Here is an 18,523-nt window from a genome sequence, read left to right as displayed (position 1 = left end):
TCCGTCTACGGATTCAGGCGGCAGGCGCCACCGGACCGCCGCAGCGGAGGTCGGTGTCTGCCACGTCCTGCCGGCCGTAGACCTTGAACATCGCGAATACGTTCTGCATTTCGGCGCTGTCGAGGATCATCGGCGTGCCGACGGCGAGCGTCCGCCAGTATTGGGCGGCGATGGTCTCCACCTCGACCAGCAGCGAATAGGCCTTCTTGAGATTGGCGCCGAGCACGATCAATCCGTGGTTGGCGAGCAGACAGGCGAGGCGGCCCTCCAGCGCCTTCAGGGCGTGGTTGGAGAGCGCCTGCGAGCCGAAGGTGGCATAGTCGGCGCAGCGGATGTTCTCGCCACCGGCTGCGGCCACCATGTAGTGGACGGCCGGAATGTCGCGCCGCAGGCAGGACATGACCGTCGAAAACATGGAATGCGTGTGGATCACCGTGTCGATGTCCTGCCGATGGAGCAGAATATCCCGGTGGAAGCGCCACTCGCTGGTCGGCCGGCAGGGACCGTAGTAGGTCCCGTCGAACGTCATCTCGACGATCTGGTCTTCGGTCATGCCGGCATAGGGGATGCCGGTGGGCGTCACCAGAAAGCGATCCTTGCCGACGCGGACGCTGACATTGCCCGAGGTGCCCTGGTTGACGCCCGAGGCGTTCATTTCGCGGCAGGTGGCGATAATCTCCGTCCGGAGGGCGAGATGGGAGAGGGCGGAAAGGCTGGCGGGCATTCTGGGGTCCTCGTGAGGGGCGAAGGGCGTGTTGGACACGTAAGACGAGCAATGGCACTTGGCGCGGGTAGGTGCTTATGTTAACTCAGATTGTCAATTGTCGATCCGGGGCGATGCGCTTCGGGCGATGGGATTGGAAAGATCATGGCGCCACGCTCAAGGACGAAGGATAAGGCCGACCGGTCGGCGGCCGATGGGGACAATCGGACGCCGCTGCCGAGGCCGGGGGAATACCTCGTCGATCCGCTCCTGTGGGCGTCCTGGCTCTACCATCACGATGAGATGACGCAGAGCCAGATCGCCGACCTGATGGGCGTGTCGCGGGCGACGGTGGTGAACTATCTGCAGCAGGCGCGGGATCTGCATTACGTCAAGGTGGTGGTGCGGCCGGAACTCCTGAATTCCATCGACCTCGCCCAACAGCTCAAGCAGGCTTTCGGCCTCACCGAGTGCATGGTCATTCCCTTCGACGGTGGCGTGCGCCCGCCGAGCGAGCGCATCGGCCGGGCCGGCGCCCAGTATCTCGACCAGATCCTGGTGAACGGCGACGTTCTCGGCGTCGCCTGGGGTCGTACCGTGCTGTCGCTGGCCGAAAACCTGCCGGAAAAGGCCATGCCCGACAGTTGCGTCGTGCAGGTGATCGGCAGTCAGCGGTCCGCCTACGACGGCTTCACGGCGGAAGAGTGCGTCGCCTTCATTGCCCGTCGGCTGCATGCCCGGTCGATCAACCTGCACGCTCCGGCGGCCTTGTCCAACGCGGCGCTGCGCGATGCGCTGATGCGCGAGCCGACCATCCAGGAGCAGTTCGCCCGCATCCGCTCCTGCAACAAGCTGCTGTTCGGCGTCTGCACGGTGAAGGCCAACAGCCTGGTGTTCGCCTCCGGCCTGATCTCGGTCGATGAAAGCAAGTACTACATCTCCAACGGCGCCGTCGGCGTCATTGCCGGCCGCTTCTACGACATCGACGGCAACTGGCTGCGCGGCACCATGGACGACCGGATGATCGGCATCACCCTCGAGGACGTCCGCAGCGTGCCGACCCGCATCGCCGCCGCCGGCGGTCCCGACAAGACCGACGCTATTCTCGGCGCGTTGCGCGGTGGCTACGTCACCGCCCTGATCACCGACGAACCGACGGCCCGCAATATTCTCGGACGGCTCTAGGCCGGCCAGACGGGCGAACGGTCTCTGGTCGAAGGCGAACCGGAAGTGCGCCGGCCGGGGGGAGCCGGCGCGCGCCCCTGCGCCGGCTCGGGTGTCCGATGCTGGGCAGGGGCGGGTTGTCATTTGGCCTTCTGCTCCGGGTAGAGCTTGAGAAGACCTTCGCGGCTGGCGTCGGCGACGCCGCGCTCGGTGATGAGCCCCGTGACGAGACGGGCTGGCGTCACATCGAAGCCGTAGTTGAGCGCTGTGCTTCCCTTGGGCAGGATGTCCACCGTCTCCAGCCGGCCATCGGCGGTGCGGCCGGTGATATGGCTGAGCTCGCGGGCGTCGCGCTCCTCGATCGGGATCTCACGGACGCCGTCTTCGAGCGTCCAGTCGATGGTCGTGAACGGCAGGCCGACGTAGAAGGGGACGCCGTTGTCGTGGGCGGCGAGCGCCTTCAGGTAGGTGCCGATCTTGTTGCAGACGTCGCCGGTCGCCGTTGTGCGGTCGGTGCCGACGATCGCCATGTCGACGAGGCCGTGCTGCATCAGGTGGCCCCCCTGGTTGTCGGCGATCACCGTATGGTCGACGCCATGCTGGCCGAGTTCGAAGGCGGTGAGGCTGGCGCCCTGGTTGCGCGGCCGCGTCTCATCGACCCAGACATGGATGGGAATGCCTGCCTCGAAGGCCATGTAGATGGGGGCGAGGGCGGTACCCCAGTCGATGCAGGCCAGCCAGCCGGCGTTGCAATGGGTCAGCACGTTGAAGCGCGCCGGCTTGCCCTTCTTCTCCCAGAGCTCGCGAATGATGGAAAGGCCATGCCGGCCGATCGACTTGCAGGTCTCGACGTCCTCGTCGCAGATTTCCGCAGCGCGACGATAGGCAAGGCCCATGCGCTCGGACGGAGCAACCTTGATGAGGCGGCCCTTGAGGTCGTCGAGCCCCCAGCGGAGATTGACCGCCGTCGGCCGCGTCGCGAGCAGGGCGGTGTAGGCGCGCTCGAGGTTCTCGTCCGAGGAGTCCTCGCGCATGGCCAGCGCCAGACCGTAGGCGCCGGTGGCGCCGATCAGCGGTGCGCCGCGCACGATCATGTCGCGGATGGCGGTCGCCGCTTCCTGCCAGGAGCGCAGCGTCCGAGTCTTGACCTCGAACGGCAGCTTGGTCTGGTCGATGATCTCGACGCCCCAGCTGTCGTCCGCGACCCAGATCGTCCGCATGGATTTGCCGTAGATTTTCATGAAAGGCCTCCGGTCGCCGCCGAGCGCCATGATGCGCTGGCAGTTTGTGGGTGGCGGGCGGCACAAGGCCGCCCCTGGGAGTTTGTTCGAGTCGGGCCGGATGGCCGTCAGCGGGTGGTATCGGCGGCAACCACGGCGGCTGCCACGGCGTCGATATTGGCAAAGCGGGCCCGGTTGACAACAAGCTCGCGACCGAGCCGCAGAGCGCGCCGTTCGCCGCTCGCTCTGAGGTCCTTGTCGGCGATGCTCTCAAAATCGGCAACGTGGGCGAGGCCGAGGATGCGGCGGATCATCTTGCAGCCGGCAAATCCAAGCGTGTCTTCGAACAGCGCACGCATGTAGCGCGCCTGTTCCTCGGCAAGGGCCGCCCGGCTTTCCGCATCGGCGAACAATTCGGCGGTAAACGCATCGCCCTTGCTTTCGGTCGACCACAGTTCGAGGAAGCGGGCCGAGAACATGTTCCAGACGTCGACGGTCTGCTTCAGGATCCAGGCGCGATAGGCGTCGCGTCCGCCCTTTTCATCCTCGTGGCCGATCTGGCTGAGGTAGGCGAGGATCATGTTGCCGATCAGCGCGCCGACGTCGAAACCCATCGGTCCGAAGAAGGCGAACTCCGGGTCGATGATGCGAACGTCGGTGCTGGTCGCCATGATCGAGCCGGAATGCAGGTCGCCGTGCACCAGCGCTTCGGCGTGGCTCAGGAACTTGAGCTTCATCGCCTGCGCCGCCGCCTTGAGCGGACCGTCGGCGCGGAACTCCAGCGCGATGTCGTCGAGTTGAGGCGATGTCCAGTGGTTGAGCTTGGCAGCCCGATAGGGATCGGTGAACACCAGATCCTCGGTGATCCTGCAGAGCTCGGTGTTGGCGCAGAATACCGCCATCTGCTTCTTCTTCTCGGCCGCCGGCAGGTAGAGGTCGGACGTCTTGAACAGCGACTGCGCCATGAACTCCGACAGCGCCGCCGCGAAACGCGGGAACTCGACGCCATCGATCAGTCCCTTGCGCATGATGATATGCGGCGTGAGGAACTCCATCACCACCAGCGCCTGCATCGCGTCGAACAGGATGACCTTGGGCACCAGCCCCGGCGCGGCGGCATCCTCCGTGATCAAAGCCTGACTCTCGAAGAACGAACGGTCGAGCGGCAGTGGCCAGGAATCGCCGACGAGGCGCACGTAGGGCAGAGCCTGTTTGACGATCAGCGCTCCTTCCAGCCCGCGCACGATGAACACCAGGTTGAGATTGCCGTCGCCAACCTCAGAGACCTTCCAGTCCCGCGCCGTGCCGCCCAGGATGACCGCGACGTCGTTGAAGCCGGCGAGATAGGGCGCCAGCGTGCTTTCAGTCATCGGCCGATAATCGGCGCCGCCGGTGCGGGCGCTCCGAACGTCTGTCATGGGGTCTTCTCCATCCCTCGCTACCTCAGCCTCTGCCGCGACAGTCCGTCGCTCCTCACGCTGGCAGAGATTGCTGGAGGTAGAAATTGTCGCTGTTTTAGTCATTTGTCAAGATCGATTGACAATTGACATTCCAGTGGCTAGGTTGCCGCCATCGGGTCTGGAGGAGGCCCCCTGCCAAACATCCGTGGAGGCGGTTTTCGGCATGACAGAACCAGGGAGGGAGGTGATCCGCATCCGCGGGCTGAACAAGCGTTTCGGCAGCACGCATGCGGTCATCGACGTCGATCTCGACATTCGGCGTGGCGAGGTGCTGGCGTTGATGGGCGCCAACGGCGCCGGCAAGTCGACGCTGATCAAGATTCTCTGCGGCGTGCATCCGGCCGATTCCGGCACGATGGAGATCGATGGCGCGACGGTCGATTTCCGTTCGCCGCTCGAGGCTTGCGCCGCCGGCATCCATACCGTTCACCAGATCATCAACGACGGCGTCGTCCAGCAGCTCACGGTCGCCGAGAATCTCGCGCTCGACGAGATCTGCCGGCCCGAGGGGCCGATGCTCCTCAGCCGGGCGGCCATCACGGCAAGGGCACGCGAGATTCAGGCGATCCTCGGCCTCGATCTGCCGCTCGGCAGGGCCATGAGCGAGCTCGGCCAGGCCGAACGGCAGCTCGTCGCTATCGCCCGCGCCCTGTCGCACGATCCCAAGGTGCTGATCCTGGACGAGCCGACGTCGTCGCTATCGGAAGCGGAGGCGGCCCGGCTGTTCGTGCTGATCGAGGATCTTCGGGCACGCGGCGTCGCCATCGTCTACATCAGTCACCGCATGTCCGACATCCGTCGCCTCGCCGATCGGGCCGTCGTCATGCGCGACGGCCGCGTCCGCGCCGAGTTCGCGCGACCGCTCGATTTCGACGGCATCGTCCATGCCATGGTCGGCCACCGCGTCAGCGAGGGCGCCCGCGCTGCCGTGGCCGGCGGACGAACCGTGGTCGAGATCCGCGACTTTGCCATCACGCCGACGTCCGCCCCCTTCGACCTCGATCTTCGCGAGGGCGAAGTGGTGGTGCTGACGGGGCTGATCGGCGCCGGCAAGACCGAGCTTGCCGAATGCCTGTTCGGGACGGCCGCCGCTCACGCCGGTTCGGTGACCATCGACGGCAAGCCGCTGCGCGCCGCCTCGCCGCAACACGCCATCGCCAAGGGCGTGTTCATGGCGCATGAGGATCGCGGCAACTCGTCGTTGGTGTCCGAGTTTTCGGTGCTGCACAACATGACGCTGCCCTTCCTCCGGCACTTCTCCAAACTGTCGCTTGTCGTCCCGGACCAGGAACGGCGGGCGGCGGTCGGCCAGGTCAGCGATCTTTCCATCAAGTGCGCCTCCATCGACGTGCCGATCGGTTCTCTGTCGGGCGGCAACCAGCAGAAGGTCGTGCTCGGCCGCTGGCTGATCCAGCCCTGTCGCCTGCTCATTCTCGACGAGCCCTTCCAGGGCGTGGACATCGGTGCCCGGCAGGATATCGGCCGACGATTGCGCGAGACGGCCGCCGGACGGGCGACGCTGGTCATCTGCGCCGATCTGGAGGAGGCAACCGAAATCGCCGACCGGATCATCGTGATGCGCGACTTTTCGGTGGTCGGTGGGCACTCCATCGACGGGCTGTCGCTCGATGCCCTGGTCGCCGAGATCAGCGGTGCCGGCACCCACGCAACCTTCGCCTGACGCTTCGCAAGACAAAAGGCTTTTCACCATGAGCACCCAGTCTCCCCATCCGGCAGCGCCGGCGGGCGCCGCGCAAGCCGGCGCCACGAAGTCCGCCCTCACCGTCAAGGACTTCATCATCAAGTTCGGCCTCCTGATCATCCTGGCCGTGATGATCATCGTCTTCTGGCGTCTCGAGCCGGCCTTCGCCAACGCCCGCAACATGTTTTCCATCCTGCAGGCGGTGTCGGTCACGGCGCTCCTGGCGCTCGGCGTCACCGTCACGCTGGCCATCGCCGGCTTCGACCTGTCCATCGGCTCGACGGCGGCCATGTCGCTGATGGCGTCGAGCTACGTGATGGTGATCCTCAACCAGGGCACCTTCCTCGCCGTTGTGATCTGCCTGCTGCTCGGCGTGTTCATCGGCTTTCTCAACGGTGTCCTGATCGTCAAGGGCCGCATCCCGGATCTTCTGGCGACGCTCGGCATGATGTTCCTGCTACTCGGTTTGCAGCTCATTCCGACCGGCGGTCGTTCGATCGCCAAGGGCATGACGCTGTCGGACGGTTCGGCGGCGACCGGCACCTTCACCGACACCTTTCTGGCACTCGGTCGCTATCGCGTGTTCGATCTGATCCCGCTGCCGGTCATCATCATGGTCGTGGCCGCTATCATCCTGTGGGTGTTCATGGAGCGCTCGCGCTATGGCCGCGTGCTCTACGCCATCGGCGGCAACGAGAAGGCCACCCGCCTCGCCGGTGCGCCGGTCGAGCGCTACAAGATCGCCGCCTACATGATCTCCGGCCTGTTCGCCTCGATCGGCGGCATCCTGCTCGCCGCCCGCGTCGGCCGTGGCGACGTGACGTCCGGCTCGTCGCTGCTGCTCGACTCGGTCGCCGCCGCGCTGATCGGCTACGCCGTGCTGGGCGCCAAGAAGCCCAACGTGTTCGGCACCGCTGTCGGCGCGCTGTTCGTCGGCACGCTGCTCAACGGCCTCACCATGCTCAACGCTCCCTACTACGCGCAGGACTTCGTCAAGGGCCTCGTCCTTGTCTTCGCCCTGCTCTTCACCTTCGGCTTCGCCTCCTCGCAGCGTCGCTGAGCCGGCTTCGGCCCAATAGGAAAACGCGAGGTATGCCGCGGCGCGCGGAGGAGGCGCACCCCGGCAAGGTCAACGGAACCGTCATTTGAGGAGTGAGAAAATGACTATCGACAGAAGGACATTTCTTGCCGGTCTTGCCACCGCCACGGTGGCCGGCGGCCTGCCGCTTCGTTCCGCCTTCGCCGAAGGCATTTCCGGCGCCCCCGGCATTGTCGGCGAGCGCAAGGTGAAGATCGCGCTGGTGCGCTATCTTTCCACCGGCGACTTCTTCCAGTTCTATCTGGCCGGCGTGACCCGTCAGGCAGAGGCGCTCGGCTTCGACCTGCATGTGCTCGACTCCCGCCAGGATGCGGCGCTGCAGGCAGAGATGCTGCAGCAGGCGATGAACCTCGGCGTCGACGGCATCATCCTGCAGCACGGCCTGACCGAGACGCTGAAGGATCCGGCTGCCCAGGCGGTTGAGGAGGGCTTCAAGGTCGTCGCCTTCGACGTCAACTGCGAGAACCCGGCCATCCCGCAGATCGAGCAGAACGACCGCGAACTCGCCCGTCTCGCTCTTGAGCAGGCCATCGCCGACAATGGTGAGAGTTTCAAGGCCGGCTATGTCTACGTGCCGGGCATCGCACCGCTCGACCGTCGCGACGAGACCTGGCAGGCGTTCAAGAAGAAGTATCCCGGCATCCAGGAAGTGGCGCACTGGGGCACCATGAACAACCCGATCGCCAACTCGGTCGCCGACCAGACGGCGGCGGTGCTGCGCGCCAATCCCGACATCACCGTCATCTTCGCGCCCTACGACGAGTTCGCCAAGGGTGCCAAGACCGCAGTCGACGAGGCCGGCCTCAGCGAGAAGATCAAGATCTACTCGGCCGACATCTCGACGCCGGACATCTCGGCGATGGTCGAGGACAAGAGCGCCTGGGCGGCCACGGCAGCCACATCCTCGGCGGTTGTTGGCGAAGTCTGCGTGCGCACGCTGGCCCTGCAGCTTGCCGGCGTCGACACCGGGGCGCAGGTGGTGGTGCCGCCGACGCTGATCACCCGGCAGATTCTCCTTGAGAAGGGCATCAAGAACATGGACGACCTCGCGGCCAAGCTGCCGCAGTTCTCCAAGGCCGACGTGTCGATGGCGCCCTGGATTCCCGAGCCGAAGCGCTGATCGATCTTTGAACGTGAGAAAACGGACCGCTCCTCCGTCGGGGTGCCGATCCAGGTAACCCCGCTCCAGAAAGCCGGCATCCTTCGGGGTGTCGGCTTTTTGCTTATCGAAAGAAAACCTCCACCTATGGTGGAGGATTGGATGGGTTCTACACAGTATAAAAGAAACCTCCGTGCTTGGGCCACGAAGTGGGTCAAGAACGGAGGTTATAGTGGACGATAACCATCTAGCCCACTCAACGTGGGACTGCAAATACCACTTGGTTTTTGCAAGTAAATACAGAATGAAAAGGCTTTATGGAGAGTTGCGTCGGGAACTGGTTGAGAAATTCCGGAAACTCTGTCTCCAGAAGGGCTGCCAGATCGTCGAAGGGCACATGATGACTGACCATGTGCATATGCTGATATCGATCCCGCCGAAGTATTCCGTTTCGCACATCGTCGGGTTTCTGAAGGGCAAGACGGCTCTTTATGTCGCCAACAAATATGCCCGCAAACGCAAGTTCCGCGGCTATCACTTTTGGGCGCGCGGTTACTTCGTATCCACCACCGGCTACAATGAACAGGTCGTTAGACGTTACATCAGGGACCAGGAGAAAGCCGACAAGGCATCAGATCACAACGATCTGTTCAAGCTGAACCCCTGATGTAACAAAGCCACTTCTAGTGGCCCAAGCGCAGCGTCCCAAACCTCCGCCTCTGGCGGAGGTTCGTGATTTTCCGGATGCGGGGCATCGCTCAACGGATACGCCTATATTTCGGAAAGCGCCCGCGCGGGGTCGCCATAAGGCCGCCGGGATGGATACAGCCCGCTTGGCGACGCTCAGGCGATCCGGACTCACCCGCTCGCTCTGCATCGTGCCTCAGGTCGGCTGGCAATGGCATCGTGCCGGTCTCGTCGACACCTCGACGGTGCGAGGAGAACGACTGCGATTGTTGGGATCGCTCCGTGAACGCCTTGCGCTGCCCGATGTTTCGGTTGTTTTAGGGCGGAAGAGTCTTCGCCGAGGCGACGGCGCGAGTGCGAACTCAGGTCTTGCCAACGGTTCCCAGTTCTATAGGATAGGGGGGTATCCTATCATGCATACCAAAACGAACAAAAAACCCTTGCTCGCCCGTGTCCGGCGCATCGCCGGACAGTTGACCGCCATTGAAAAAGCGCTGGAGGACGAGGCGGAGTGCGCCGTCGTCTTGCATCAGGTGGCCGGTGTGCGCGGCGCGGTGCTGGGGCTGATGGACGAGCTGATCGAGGGACACCTCCACGAGCATGTCGCCCGCCCTGGCATCGACGATGCCACGCGGTCGGCGGCAGCGGACGAACTGATGGAAGCCATTCGTCGCTACGGAAAATGAGGCAGGGCAATGGAGCAGTCTGACGTTGGCGGGATGGCTCACGATCACGTCTTTCTTGGCCGTGACCACGACCGCAACACCCGCCGTGTGCTCTGGGTCGTGCTCCTGACGCTGACCATGATGGTCGGCGAAATCGTCGCCGGTGTTGTGTTCAACTCCATGGCGCTGCTCGCCGACGGTTTCCATATGGCCACGCACGCCGGTGCTCTGACGGTGGCAGCCTTCGCCTATCTCCTGGCGCGCCGATACGCCGCCGAGCGGCGGTTCACTTTCGGCACAGGCAAGGTCGGCGATCTCGCCGGCTTCGCGTCGTCCCTGGTTCTCGGTCTTGTGGCGCTGGGCATCGCCGTCGAGTCGGCTCTCCGCTTCCTCAATCCGCAACCGGTGGCTTTCTCGGAAGCGACGGCCATTGCCGTGCTGGGACTCCTGGTCAATCTCCTGAGCGCCGTTCTGCTGGGTCCCGATCATCACCACGATCACCATCACGAACCCCACGACCACGCCGAACATGGCCATGACAACAACCTGCGCTCTGCCTACGTCCACGTGCTGGCGGATGCCTTGACGTCGGTCCTTGCGATTGCCGCGCTTCTCGGCGGGCGGTTCTTGGGCTGGGTATGGTTGGATCCGGCCATGGGACTCGTCGGGGCAGCCGTGATCGCGGTCTGGTCCTGGTCACTGATGCGCGCGGCATCCTCGGTGCTTCTCGACATGGCCGATCCACATGTCGAGGGCGAGATCCGCGAACTGGTTGAAGACGAGACCGAGGCCCGCATCGTCGATCTTCATCTTTGGCGCGTCGGTCCGGCCGGCCATGCCGCCATCGTGTCGGTGGTCGGCGACGACGCGGACAATGTGCGTCGCCGCCTCCGACCGGTTCACGAGATCGTCCACCTGACGGTGGAGGCCAGGGCGTCCGCTTCTCAGCCACCCGCCGCGTAGAGACGGGCATAGCCGCCGCCGCGCTTCAGAAGGTCGTCGTGGCTGCCCTGCTCGGCGATGCCGTCGGCATCCACCACGACGATGCGGTGCGCATTGCGGATGGTGCTGAGCCGGTGGGCGATGACCAGCGAGGTGCGCCCCTTGGCAAGTTCGGCCAGCGAGGCCTGGATTTCACGTTCCGTCGCGGTATCCAGCGCCGAGGTGGCCTCGTCGAGGATCAGGATCGGCGGATCCTTCAGGAACATGCGGGCGATGGCGATGCGCTGCTTCTGGCCACCGGACAGCTTGACGCCGCGCTCGCCGACGATGGTGTCGAGCCCATCGGGCAGGTCGGACAGGAGACTGCCGAGTTGAGCGCGCTCGGCGGCAGCCGCGATTTCGCTTTCCGTGGCATCCAGCCGGCCGTAGGCGATGTTCTCGCGAATGGTGCCTCCGAACAGGAACACGTCCTGTTGCACGATTCCGATCTGCCGCCTCAGCGAGGCGACGGTCATGTTCCTGATGTCGATGCCGTCAATGGAGATGGCGCCCTCCGTCACCTCGTAGAAGCGTGGCAGCAGCGAGCAGAGGGTCGTCTTGCCGACACCCGACGGTCCGACGAAGGCAATCGTCTCGCCGGAGGCTATGTCGAGGTTGATGCCGGAAAGCAGCGGCCGGTCGCCGCCATAGCTGAAGCCGACATCCGAAAAGCGCACATGCCCCTTGAACGGCGGGGCGACGATGGCGTTGGGCCTGTCGGCGATGTCCGGCTCGGTGCCCAGGAACTCAAGATAGCGGCGGAAGCCGGCGATGCCCTTGGGATAGGTTTCGATCACCGCGTTGATCTTTTCGACCGGGCGGAAGAACACGCCGACCAGCAGCAGGAAGCCGACGAAGCCGCCAGCCGTGAGATCGCCCGTCAACACCAGCCGGCTGCCGGCGATCAGCACGACGAGCTGAACGAGGCGCATCGACAGGAAGGACAGCGCGTTGGTGGCGGCCATCAGCCGGTAGGCGGCGAGCTTGGTGGTCCGGTAGGCGGAGTTGTCGACGGCGAACAGCCGGCGCTCGTGGTCCTCGTTGGCGAAGGCCTGCACCACGCGCATGCCGCCGACGTTCTCTTCGATCCGCACGTTGAAGCCTGCGACGCGCCCGTAGAGCTGGTGCCAGTTCTCGGTCATGCGGCCGCCGTAGCGGGCGGTGATGAAGGCGACCGCCGGCACGATGGCGGTGGTGATCAGCGCCAGCTCGGTGTTGACCGACAGCATCAGGAGGAAGGCGCCGATGAAGGTCATGACGGCGATGAACAGGTCTTCCGGGCCGTGATGGGCGATCTCGCCGATCTCTTCGAGGTCCTTGGTCAGCCGGGCGACCAGATGTCCGGACTTCTGGTTGTCGAAATAGCGGAAGGAGAGCTTCTGCAAATGATCGAAACTGCGGCGCCGGAGTTCGGTTTCGATGTTGATGCCGAGCATGTGGCCGAAATAGACGACGATGGCGTTGAGACCGGCGCTGAGAAGGTAGACGGCCAGAAGGGCCAGAGCGGCGGCGACGATCAGGGCCCAGTCGGCCGATGGCAGCAGGCGGTCAATGTAGACCTTGACCGCGAGAGGAAAGCCGAGCTCGAGCAGGCCTGCGACGACGGCGCAGCCAAAGTCGAGCAGGAACAACGCGCGATAAGGGCGGTAATAGGAAAAGAAGGTTTTGAGCATGGGGCGGACAATGCCCCATCCTAACCTTGCGCGAAAGGCCCGACGGCACCACGGGCCAAGAGCGGCAGCGATCCGTGTCGCTGCCGCATCGGTTGGAACCTATGCTGCCCTCACGCGGCGTCGAGCTCGGCCATCTCCGCCGAGGTGAGCTTCAGGCTGGCGGCGACCACGTTCTCATCTAGATGGGCGACGCTCGATGTGCCGGGGATGGGCAGCATCACCGGGCTGCGAGCGAGCAACCATGCGAGCGCCACCTGACCGGCCGTTGCGCCGTGCGCCTTGGCGATGCGGTCGACGAGGCCGCCCGGTTGGGCGAGCTTGCCGGACGCCAGCGGGAACCAGGGAATGAACCCGATGCCGTTCGCCTCACAGTGGGCAAGGACGTCCTCACTGGCGCGATCGGTGAGGTTGTAGCGGTTCTGCACGGTGGCGACGGGGAACACTTTCCGCGCCGACTCGATCTCGGCCACCGAGACTTCCGAAAGGCCGGCGTGGGCGATGATGCCCTCGTCGAGGAGCCGGCGCACCGCGCCGAACTGTTCGTCGCGCGGCACCTTCGGGTCGATGCGATGCAACTGCCAGAGGTCGATCCGGTCGACGCCAAGCTTGGCAAGGCTCTTCTTGGCCTGCTCGATCAGGTAGTCCGGCCGACCGTTCGGCGTCCATTGGTCCGGGCCGCCACGGGTGAGGCCGCCCTTGGTGGCGATCAGCATGCCCTTGTAGGGGTACAGGGCCTCGCGGATCAACTGCTCGGAAACATCAGGCCCGTAGCTGTCGGCGGTGTCGATGAAGTCGACGCCGATCTCCGGCAGCCGTTTCAACGTGGCGAGCGCCGCATCGCGATTGGCGGGCGGGCCCCAGATGCCCTTTCCGGTGATGCGCATGGCGCCGAAGCCAAGGCGATTGACCGTGAGGTCGCCGATCTTGAATTGCCCGGACAGGCCGGCATCGATGGTGCTCATCCTCTTGTCCTTTCGCAATGTGGAGGCGCGGCGGCGGGCCCCCCGCCGCCGGCCAAAGGCGATCAGGGAACGATGTAGCCGGCGGCGGTGAACAGCCGGTACCATTCCTCACGCGACAGCGTCACGCCGGCGCCGGCAACGCACTCCTTGACGCGGTCGGTGCGGGTCGTGCCCAGCACCACCTGCATCTTCGCCGGATGGCGGATGATCCAGGCCACCGCGATGCCGGTCGGCGTCACGCCGTGGGCGGCGGCGATCTCATCGAGCGCGTCGTTGAGGGCGGCGCAGTTCTCGCGGTCGCCGATGAACGGCCCGTCGAAGAAGCCCCGCTGGAACGGCGACCACGCCTGCAGCGTCATGCCTTCCTTGCGCGAATAGTCGAGGAGGCCGAGGTTGCGGTCGACCGACTGCTCGAGGCCGGCCATGTTGATGGCGACGCCCTGGGCGATCAGCGGCGCGTGGGTGATCGACAGCTGTACCTGGTTGACGAGAAGCGGCTGCTTCACCGCCGTCTTCAGCAGTTCGATCTGGCCGGGCGTCTGGTTGGAAACGCCGAAGTTCCGCACCTTGCCGGATGCCTGCAGCTTGTCGAAGGCCGAGGCGACCTCTTCCGGCTCGACCAGCGCATCGGGGCGATGCAGGAGCAGTACGTCGAGATAATCGGTCTTGAGCGCCTTCAGCGATCCGTCGACGGCTTCAAGGAGGTGCGCTTCGGAAAAGTCGAAGAAGCCCTTGCGGATGCCGGCCTTGCTCTGGATGACGATCTTCTCGCGCTGGGCCGGCGTCAGGTTCATCGCCTCGCCGAACCGCTTTTCGCAAAGATGCAGCTCGCCGCCATAGATGTCGGCATGGTCGATCATGTTGATGCCCGCCTCGATGGCGGTGTTGACCAGGGTCCGGATCTCGGCATCGCTCATTTTGGCAATGCGCATCAGGCCGAGGATGACGGAGGAGACCGAAAGGTCGCTTTTGGGAATCTGGTAGGTCTGCATGGTTTGCCTTCGCCTTGGTGCCCACGTCGTCGCGCCTCTGCCGGCGACCGAACGAGCGGAAGAAAGGAATGCTGCGGACGATGCGCCACCATCGGCCATCCGTCCAACAGATTACGGAGATGCTATTGATCTCTGGCAAGGATGATGCGGGTGCCCAGACAAGCCAGGCACCCGGTCTCGATCGGGGAGCGGTCAGTATTCCTTTTCGAAATAGACGCCGACCTTCGATTGTTCCTGTGTCGCCTCGGCCCGGGCCTTGACGTCGTCGGTGATGTCGAGATTGACCGACACGCCGCTCCGCCCGCCTTCGCCAGCCGTGACGCCGAGATAGACGCGTTCGGTGACGTAGCGGCCGGCCGTCACGGCCGCGTTGCCCTGGGCATCGGTGTTCACGTCGAGATCGTCGAGGCCGACGCTGGCGCGCAGGCGGTCGACGATGCCATTGCCGTTGCCTCCGCCGGCGAGCTGGGTCACCGCCTCGGCCAACTGGGCGATCTGCAAGGCCGAAAGATCCGAGACCGAGCGCTTGAACAGGAAGCGGGCAAGGATTTCGTCCTGCGGCAGCTCGGGCGTCGAGGAGAGGACGATGCTGGGATTGTCCGCATAGCCCTCGACGGTGGCGGTCACGGAGATCGACTCCGACGTGGTGGTCGCCGACAGGGACAGGTAGGGATTGAGGTCGCCCTGGAGGGTCACGGTGCCCTCGGTGAGGCTGATGCGCTGGCCGATCACCAGCACACGGCCACGGATCAGCGAGAAACTGCCCACGGGCTGCACGTCGCCCAGCGTGCCCCGCACGGTCAGGTGACCGCCGAGTTCGGCATCGATGCCTCGGCCGCGCACGAACAGCTGGCGCGGTGCGTTGACGGCAACGTCGAGACCGACGGAGAGGCCGCCTCCCGATTTTGTCCGGCCGTCGCCGGCCGCCTTGCTGATGCGCTTCAGCGTGGCATTCACGTCATCAGGCGTGTTCTTGTGACGGACCTCGATCAGGGTCGCCGCTCCGCTTCCACCTTCGGGAACGGTGATTTCGGCCCGCGCGATGTCGACCTTGCCGGTGACCTTGAGGCCGTCGACCATCGAGCCGCCCACCGCGAGAGATGCATCGAGATCGGCCGTCACGATTCGGCCGTCGGTGACGCGCGCCCTGGCCGCCGTGACGCGGACATCGACCGGCAGGCCGGTCGAAAGCCCGATGCTGCCTTCGGCCGAAAGACGCCCGCCGCCCTTGACGGTGCCGGTCGCCCTCTCGATGCGGACCCTGTCGCCGGTGAGCTGGAGCGCCACGTCGATGGCGTCGAGGCGCATGGTGGTCAGCGGATCGGCAACCGAAGCGCCACTGACCGTCACGCGCCCGGAAAAGTCGGGCGAAGCAAGGCTGCCGGACACTTTCACGGTTGCATTGGCTGTCCCGGTCAGACGCGTGCCACGCGTGGCGACGAAGGACTGCGCGAGGGCGAGCGGCAGATTCGCCCTGACGTCGACGCCGAGACCGCCGCCGGAAAACGGAACGATGCCATTGGCGTCGGCGCCAAACCCGGCGGGACCGGTCAGCTTCGCGCTGGCGAGCATCACCTTGTTGCCGTCAAGCCGGCCGGATGCCGTCGCCGCAAAACCGGAGAGCCCTGCCGCGGTGAGCTGCGGTGCCGCTATTCCGTCGGCCCGGACGGTGAAGGCCGTTGCGTTGCCCTCGCTTTTCGCGGTGCCGTCGAGGCTGGTCACGCTCGCGGCTTCGGTCGCAAGGCCCTTCGCCGCGAAGCGACCGTCGATTTTCGGCGCGCCGAGAAGATCGGCAATGGTCGCTTCGACGTCGGCCGACGCAATCCTGGTCCCGGCAACGGCGAGATTGGCCGCCTTGATCTTGGTTTGCGCCGCTTGCCGTCCATTCTCCGGCGTCAGGCTCACATCGGCGGAAAGCCGGCCGGCGAGATCGACGAGGACAAGCGGAGCCAGCGCGGAGAGATCTGGCGAGTCGATGGCCAGCCGGCCGGTGGTCAGCCCATCGGAGTTGATCGTCGCATCGCCTGTTATTCGGCTATCGGCCACAGAAAGGGCAAGCCCCTCGATGCGCCGGCTACCGTCGTCGGCACTCTTGAGCCCGGCGGACAGCGCCAGGGGCTTCCCCTTCAGGCGCCCCGTGCCATCAATCTTGCCGTTGAAGTCGCCACCATCCAGGCGACCGGTCAGATCAACGCCCAGATTGTCGAGCGCGTTGCCGGCCAGCGTGAGACGGTCGGAGGAAAGCCGCGCCGTCAGATCGAGTGGCCCGCCGCTGCCGCGGACCGACAGCATCAACCCGGCCGCCCCCTTGGCTTTCGGCTCGACGCGGCCGACGTCCGGCAACGTCAGCGTCGCCGTGACATCGGTGCTCTCGAGGGCATGGTTGCCGTCGGCGGTCAGCGTCAGCGCCGGATTGGCGATCCTGACATTCTGAAGCTTGAGCCCCGAGGTGTCGCGGGCAACGCGGCCGCTCAGCTTGGTCGCACCGGAGAGAAGGCTGTCCAGTCGGGCGATGTCGGCCGAAAGCGCACCGGCCTCGCCGTCGAGAGTCAGGTCGAACGCTCCAGTCGTGGGAGCGAGGGTTCCGCTGGCGGCCAGTTCGACGCGGCCGTCAAGCGATCGTCCGGCCAGCGCCGAGAAGGGCGCAAGCGAGGGAGCCAGAAGCGTTTGCTGCCCTTCGATGCGGCCATCCTCCACCTTGCCTGCGAACGATGCCTCGGCGGTGGGCGTCGCCAGCTTCAAGGCGTCGATGGTCAGCGGGACACCGGCCGCCCAGCGGCCGGAGCCGGAGAAGGACAGCTCGCCCCCCACGGCCGCGCCGACGGCGGCATCGGTGAAGCTGAGGCCATTCGAGCCGCCGCTGAGTGTGAAGTCGATGCGGCGCTTCTCGGCGTCGGCCAGATCGGTGGCGGCGCCACGGCCGTTGATCGCCAGCGCCCCGGCACCGAAGGTGGGTGTCGACAGGCCCTCCGCGGCAAGTTCCAGGCTCCAGGCGCCATCATGCCCGAAGGAAAAGCGCAGTCGTCCCTCGCCGAGCCGAGTTGTGGCGCCCGCGCCGCCAAGCGGCAGGGCTCCGTCCTTGCCCGCGAGGCGGCCGTCGATGTCGATGGCCGTCGGGAAGTGGTCGGCGGCGAGCGCCGCCGAGCCTTGCAGCGTCAGCACCGGCGCGGCGAGCGCCAGCTTGTCGATGGTGATCGGACCGGCATCGTCGACGCGGCCCGACAGGTCCAACGTCGAGCGGCCGGCCAGGTAGAGCGCGTAATCGGGTTGCGCCAGGGCCGCGAGATCGCCGGCCAGTGCCGAGCCGAAGCGGTACCCATTGCCGTCGCGGGCGATGGTGGTGCGCCCGGCCAGTCGGTTGACCCCATCGGTGGCCAGCGTCAAGTCGGCGGCAAAATCGTCAAGCGGGCCGGCGCCTTTCAGCGTCAGGCCGACCGACGGCTTGCCCGGCAGGTTCAGGAGGGTGGCCATGATGCCGTCCGCCGGCTCGTCGGCCTTGAGGTCGAAGTCGAGCGCCTTGGTCTCGGCGGAATAGGCCGCCTTGAGCGACAGTTCGCCGGGCTTGCTGTCTGTTCGGCTGACAGCGAGGTTGGCGTCGAGCGAGCCATCGGCAAGGTTGGCGGATGCGTTGACCGCGAGCCGGGCTTCCTCGCCGAGCACCGACGCGTCGAGGACGACGTTGGGGGCGGCAAGACGTCCGACCTTTACCGCCACAGGCAGATCCGGCATGGCGAAGCCTTCGCTCGCCGCCGGATCGACGGTCTCGGCGGGCAGCGGCTTGCGGACGACCTCGATCTTCTCGGCTTCCAGGCTGTCGACATCAAGGTTGCCGCGCAGCAGCGCCAGTCGGCTCCAGACGAGGTGAACGCCTTCGATCCGGAGCCATGCGCCTTCGCGGTCGGATACGGTGATCGACGCAAGGCGAACGTCCGACGACAGGGCGCCATCGATGGCGCCGAGTTCGATCTTGCGATCGGGCGTCGAGATCTTGTCTTCGACGAAGCGGACGAAGGAGCCTTTTTCGGCGCTGTCGTCCTCTTGCGCGCCGGCGAACGTCAGGGCCAGCGGACCGATGGCCAGGACGGAAAGGACGAGGAGGGCGGCTTTGAGTTTCAT

The 18,523-nt window shown here is 65.4% G+C and carries 14 protein-coding genes; 7 read left to right on the top strand and 7 right to left on the bottom strand.

The window, feature by feature from the left end; translation table 11 throughout:
• Positions 1-13 precede the first annotated feature (13 nt).
• Entirely contained in the window at positions 14-724 is a 711-nt protein-coding gene (locus QQZ18_RS15455; RefSeq protein ID WP_284541805.1) for a class II aldolase/adducin family protein, read from the bottom strand.
• A 144-nt stretch (positions 725-868) separates the two neighbouring features.
• Between QQZ18_RS15455 and QQZ18_RS15450 the strand changes: the two genes are divergently transcribed.
• Positions 869-1,888 carry a sugar-binding transcriptional regulator gene (locus QQZ18_RS15450; RefSeq protein WP_284541804.1) on the top strand — a complete coding sequence of 340 codons (1,020 nt, stop codon included), beginning with the start codon at positions 869-871 and terminating at the stop codon, positions 1,886-1,888.
• A 119-nt stretch (positions 1,889-2,007) separates the two neighbouring features.
• Here QQZ18_RS15450 and mtnA read toward each other — a convergent pair whose 3' ends face one another.
• A complete protein-coding gene (mtnA, locus tag QQZ18_RS15445) occupies positions 2,008-3,108 on the bottom strand; it encodes an S-methyl-5-thioribose-1-phosphate isomerase (RefSeq protein WP_284541803.1) in 1,101 nt (366 codons plus the stop codon).
• Between the two features lie 107 nt (positions 3,109-3,215).
• Positions 3,216-4,505: an S-methyl-5-thioribose kinase gene (gene mtnK / locus QQZ18_RS15440; RefSeq protein WP_284541802.1), complete on the bottom strand. Its 1,290-nt coding sequence runs from the start codon at positions 4,503-4,505 to the stop codon at positions 3,216-3,218.
• 205 nt (positions 4,506-4,710) lie between these two features.
• Between mtnK and QQZ18_RS15435 the strand changes: the two genes are divergently transcribed.
• The 6 genes from QQZ18_RS15435 (at position 4,711) to dmeF (ending at position 10,762) form a co-directional block, all read left to right on the top strand.
• Complete coding sequence (locus QQZ18_RS15435) at positions 4,711-6,228, top strand: sugar ABC transporter ATP-binding protein (protein WP_284541801.1); 1,518 nt, start codon at positions 4,711-4,713, stop codon at positions 6,226-6,228.
• Between the two features lie 28 nt (positions 6,229-6,256).
• The gene (locus QQZ18_RS15430) at positions 6,257-7,309 is read left to right on the top strand and encodes an ABC transporter permease (RefSeq protein ID WP_446728654.1); all 1,053 of its coding nucleotides are present in this window, start codon (positions 6,257-6,259) and stop codon (positions 7,307-7,309) included.
• A gap of 100 nt (positions 7,310-7,409) precedes the next feature.
• Positions 7,410-8,468 (top strand): substrate-binding domain-containing protein, encoded by a 1,059-nt coding sequence (locus tag QQZ18_RS15425; protein ID WP_284541800.1) that lies wholly within the window; start codon positions 7,410-7,412, stop codon positions 8,466-8,468.
• A gap of 208 nt (positions 8,469-8,676) precedes the next feature.
• Positions 8,677-9,114: an IS200/IS605 family transposase gene (tnpA, locus tag QQZ18_RS15420; RefSeq protein WP_446728664.1), complete on the top strand. Its 438-nt coding sequence runs from the start codon at positions 8,677-8,679 to the stop codon at positions 9,112-9,114.
• Positions 9,115-9,280: 166 nt separating this feature from the next.
• A complete protein-coding gene (locus QQZ18_RS23720; RefSeq protein ID WP_342398925.1) occupies positions 9,281-9,820 on the top strand; it encodes a metal/formaldehyde-sensitive transcriptional repressor in 540 nt (179 codons plus the stop codon).
• A 9-nt stretch (positions 9,821-9,829) separates the two neighbouring features.
• Positions 9,830-10,762 carry a CDF family Co(II)/Ni(II) efflux transporter DmeF gene (gene dmeF, locus QQZ18_RS15410; protein ID WP_284541798.1) on the top strand — a complete coding sequence of 311 codons (933 nt, stop codon included), beginning with the start codon at positions 9,830-9,832 and terminating at the stop codon, positions 10,760-10,762.
• Here the strand turns inward: dmeF and QQZ18_RS15405 are convergent.
• From QQZ18_RS15405 to QQZ18_RS15390, 4 genes are all read right to left on the bottom strand, one after another.
• Complete coding sequence (locus QQZ18_RS15405) at positions 10,744-12,453, bottom strand: ABC transporter ATP-binding protein (RefSeq protein WP_284541797.1); 1,710 nt, start codon at positions 12,451-12,453, stop codon at positions 10,744-10,746. The two genes, dmeF and QQZ18_RS15405, sit on opposite strands and share 19 nt — an antisense overlap.
• Positions 12,454-12,563: 110 nt before the next feature.
• Entirely contained in the window at positions 12,564-13,415 is an 852-nt protein-coding gene (locus QQZ18_RS15400; RefSeq protein ID WP_284541796.1) for an aldo/keto reductase, read from the bottom strand.
• Positions 13,416-13,477: 62 nt separating this feature from the next.
• Positions 13,478-14,407 (bottom strand): aldo/keto reductase, encoded by a 930-nt coding sequence (locus tag QQZ18_RS15395; RefSeq protein ID WP_284541795.1) that lies wholly within the window; start codon positions 14,405-14,407, stop codon positions 13,478-13,480.
• Positions 14,408-14,599: 192 nt separating this feature from the next.
• The gene (locus QQZ18_RS15390; RefSeq protein ID WP_284541794.1) at positions 14,600-18,523 is read right to left on the bottom strand and encodes a translocation/assembly module TamB domain-containing protein; all 3,924 of its coding nucleotides are present in this window, start codon (positions 18,521-18,523) and stop codon (positions 14,600-14,602) included.

The sequence above is a fragment of the Pleomorphomonas sp. T1.2MG-36 genome, from assembly GCF_950100655.1.
Lineage (GTDB): Bacteria > Pseudomonadota > Alphaproteobacteria > Rhizobiales > Pleomorphomonadaceae > Pleomorphomonas.
This window is presented reverse-complemented; position numbering and strand designations above follow the sequence as displayed.

What these genes read in the sequence shown, in the direction of transcription:
- mtnK (WP_284541802.1), bottom strand. Translation starts at nt 4,505, where the DNA reads ATGACAGACGTTCGGAGCGCCCGCACCGGCGGCGCCGATTATCGGCCG.
- QQZ18_RS15450 (WP_284541804.1), top strand. Translation starts at nt 869, where the DNA reads ATGGCGCCACGCTCAAGGACGAAGGATAAGGCCGACCGGTCGGCGGCC.
- QQZ18_RS15395 (WP_284541795.1), bottom strand. Translation starts at nt 14,407, where the DNA reads ATGCAGACCTACCAGATTCCCAAAAGCGACCTTTCGGTCTCCTCCGTC.
- QQZ18_RS15405 (WP_284541797.1), bottom strand. Translation starts at nt 12,453, where the DNA reads ATGCTCAAAACCTTCTTTTCCTATTACCGCCCTTATCGCGCGTTGTTC.
- QQZ18_RS15400 (WP_284541796.1), bottom strand. Translation starts at nt 13,415, where the DNA reads ATGAGCACCATCGATGCCGGCCTGTCCGGGCAATTCAAGATCGGCGAC.
- QQZ18_RS15425 (WP_284541800.1), top strand. Translation starts at nt 7,410, where the DNA reads ATGACTATCGACAGAAGGACATTTCTTGCCGGTCTTGCCACCGCCACG.
- QQZ18_RS15455 (WP_284541805.1), bottom strand. Translation starts at nt 724, where the DNA reads ATGCCCGCCAGCCTTTCCGCCCTCTCCCATCTCGCCCTCCGGACGGAG.
- dmeF (WP_284541798.1), top strand. Translation starts at nt 9,830, where the DNA reads ATGGAGCAGTCTGACGTTGGCGGGATGGCTCACGATCACGTCTTTCTT.
- QQZ18_RS15435 (WP_284541801.1), top strand. Translation starts at nt 4,711, where the DNA reads ATGACAGAACCAGGGAGGGAGGTGATCCGCATCCGCGGGCTGAACAAG.
- QQZ18_RS15390 (WP_284541794.1), bottom strand. Translation starts at nt 18,523, where the DNA reads ATGAAACTCAAAGCCGCCCTCCTCGTCCTTTCCGTCCTGGCCATCGGT.
- mtnA (WP_284541803.1), bottom strand. Translation starts at nt 3,108, where the DNA reads ATGAAAATCTACGGCAAATCCATGCGGACGATCTGGGTCGCGGACGAC.
- QQZ18_RS15430 (WP_446728654.1), top strand. Translation starts at nt 6,257, where the DNA reads ATGAGCACCCAGTCTCCCCATCCGGCAGCGCCGGCGGGCGCCGCGCAA.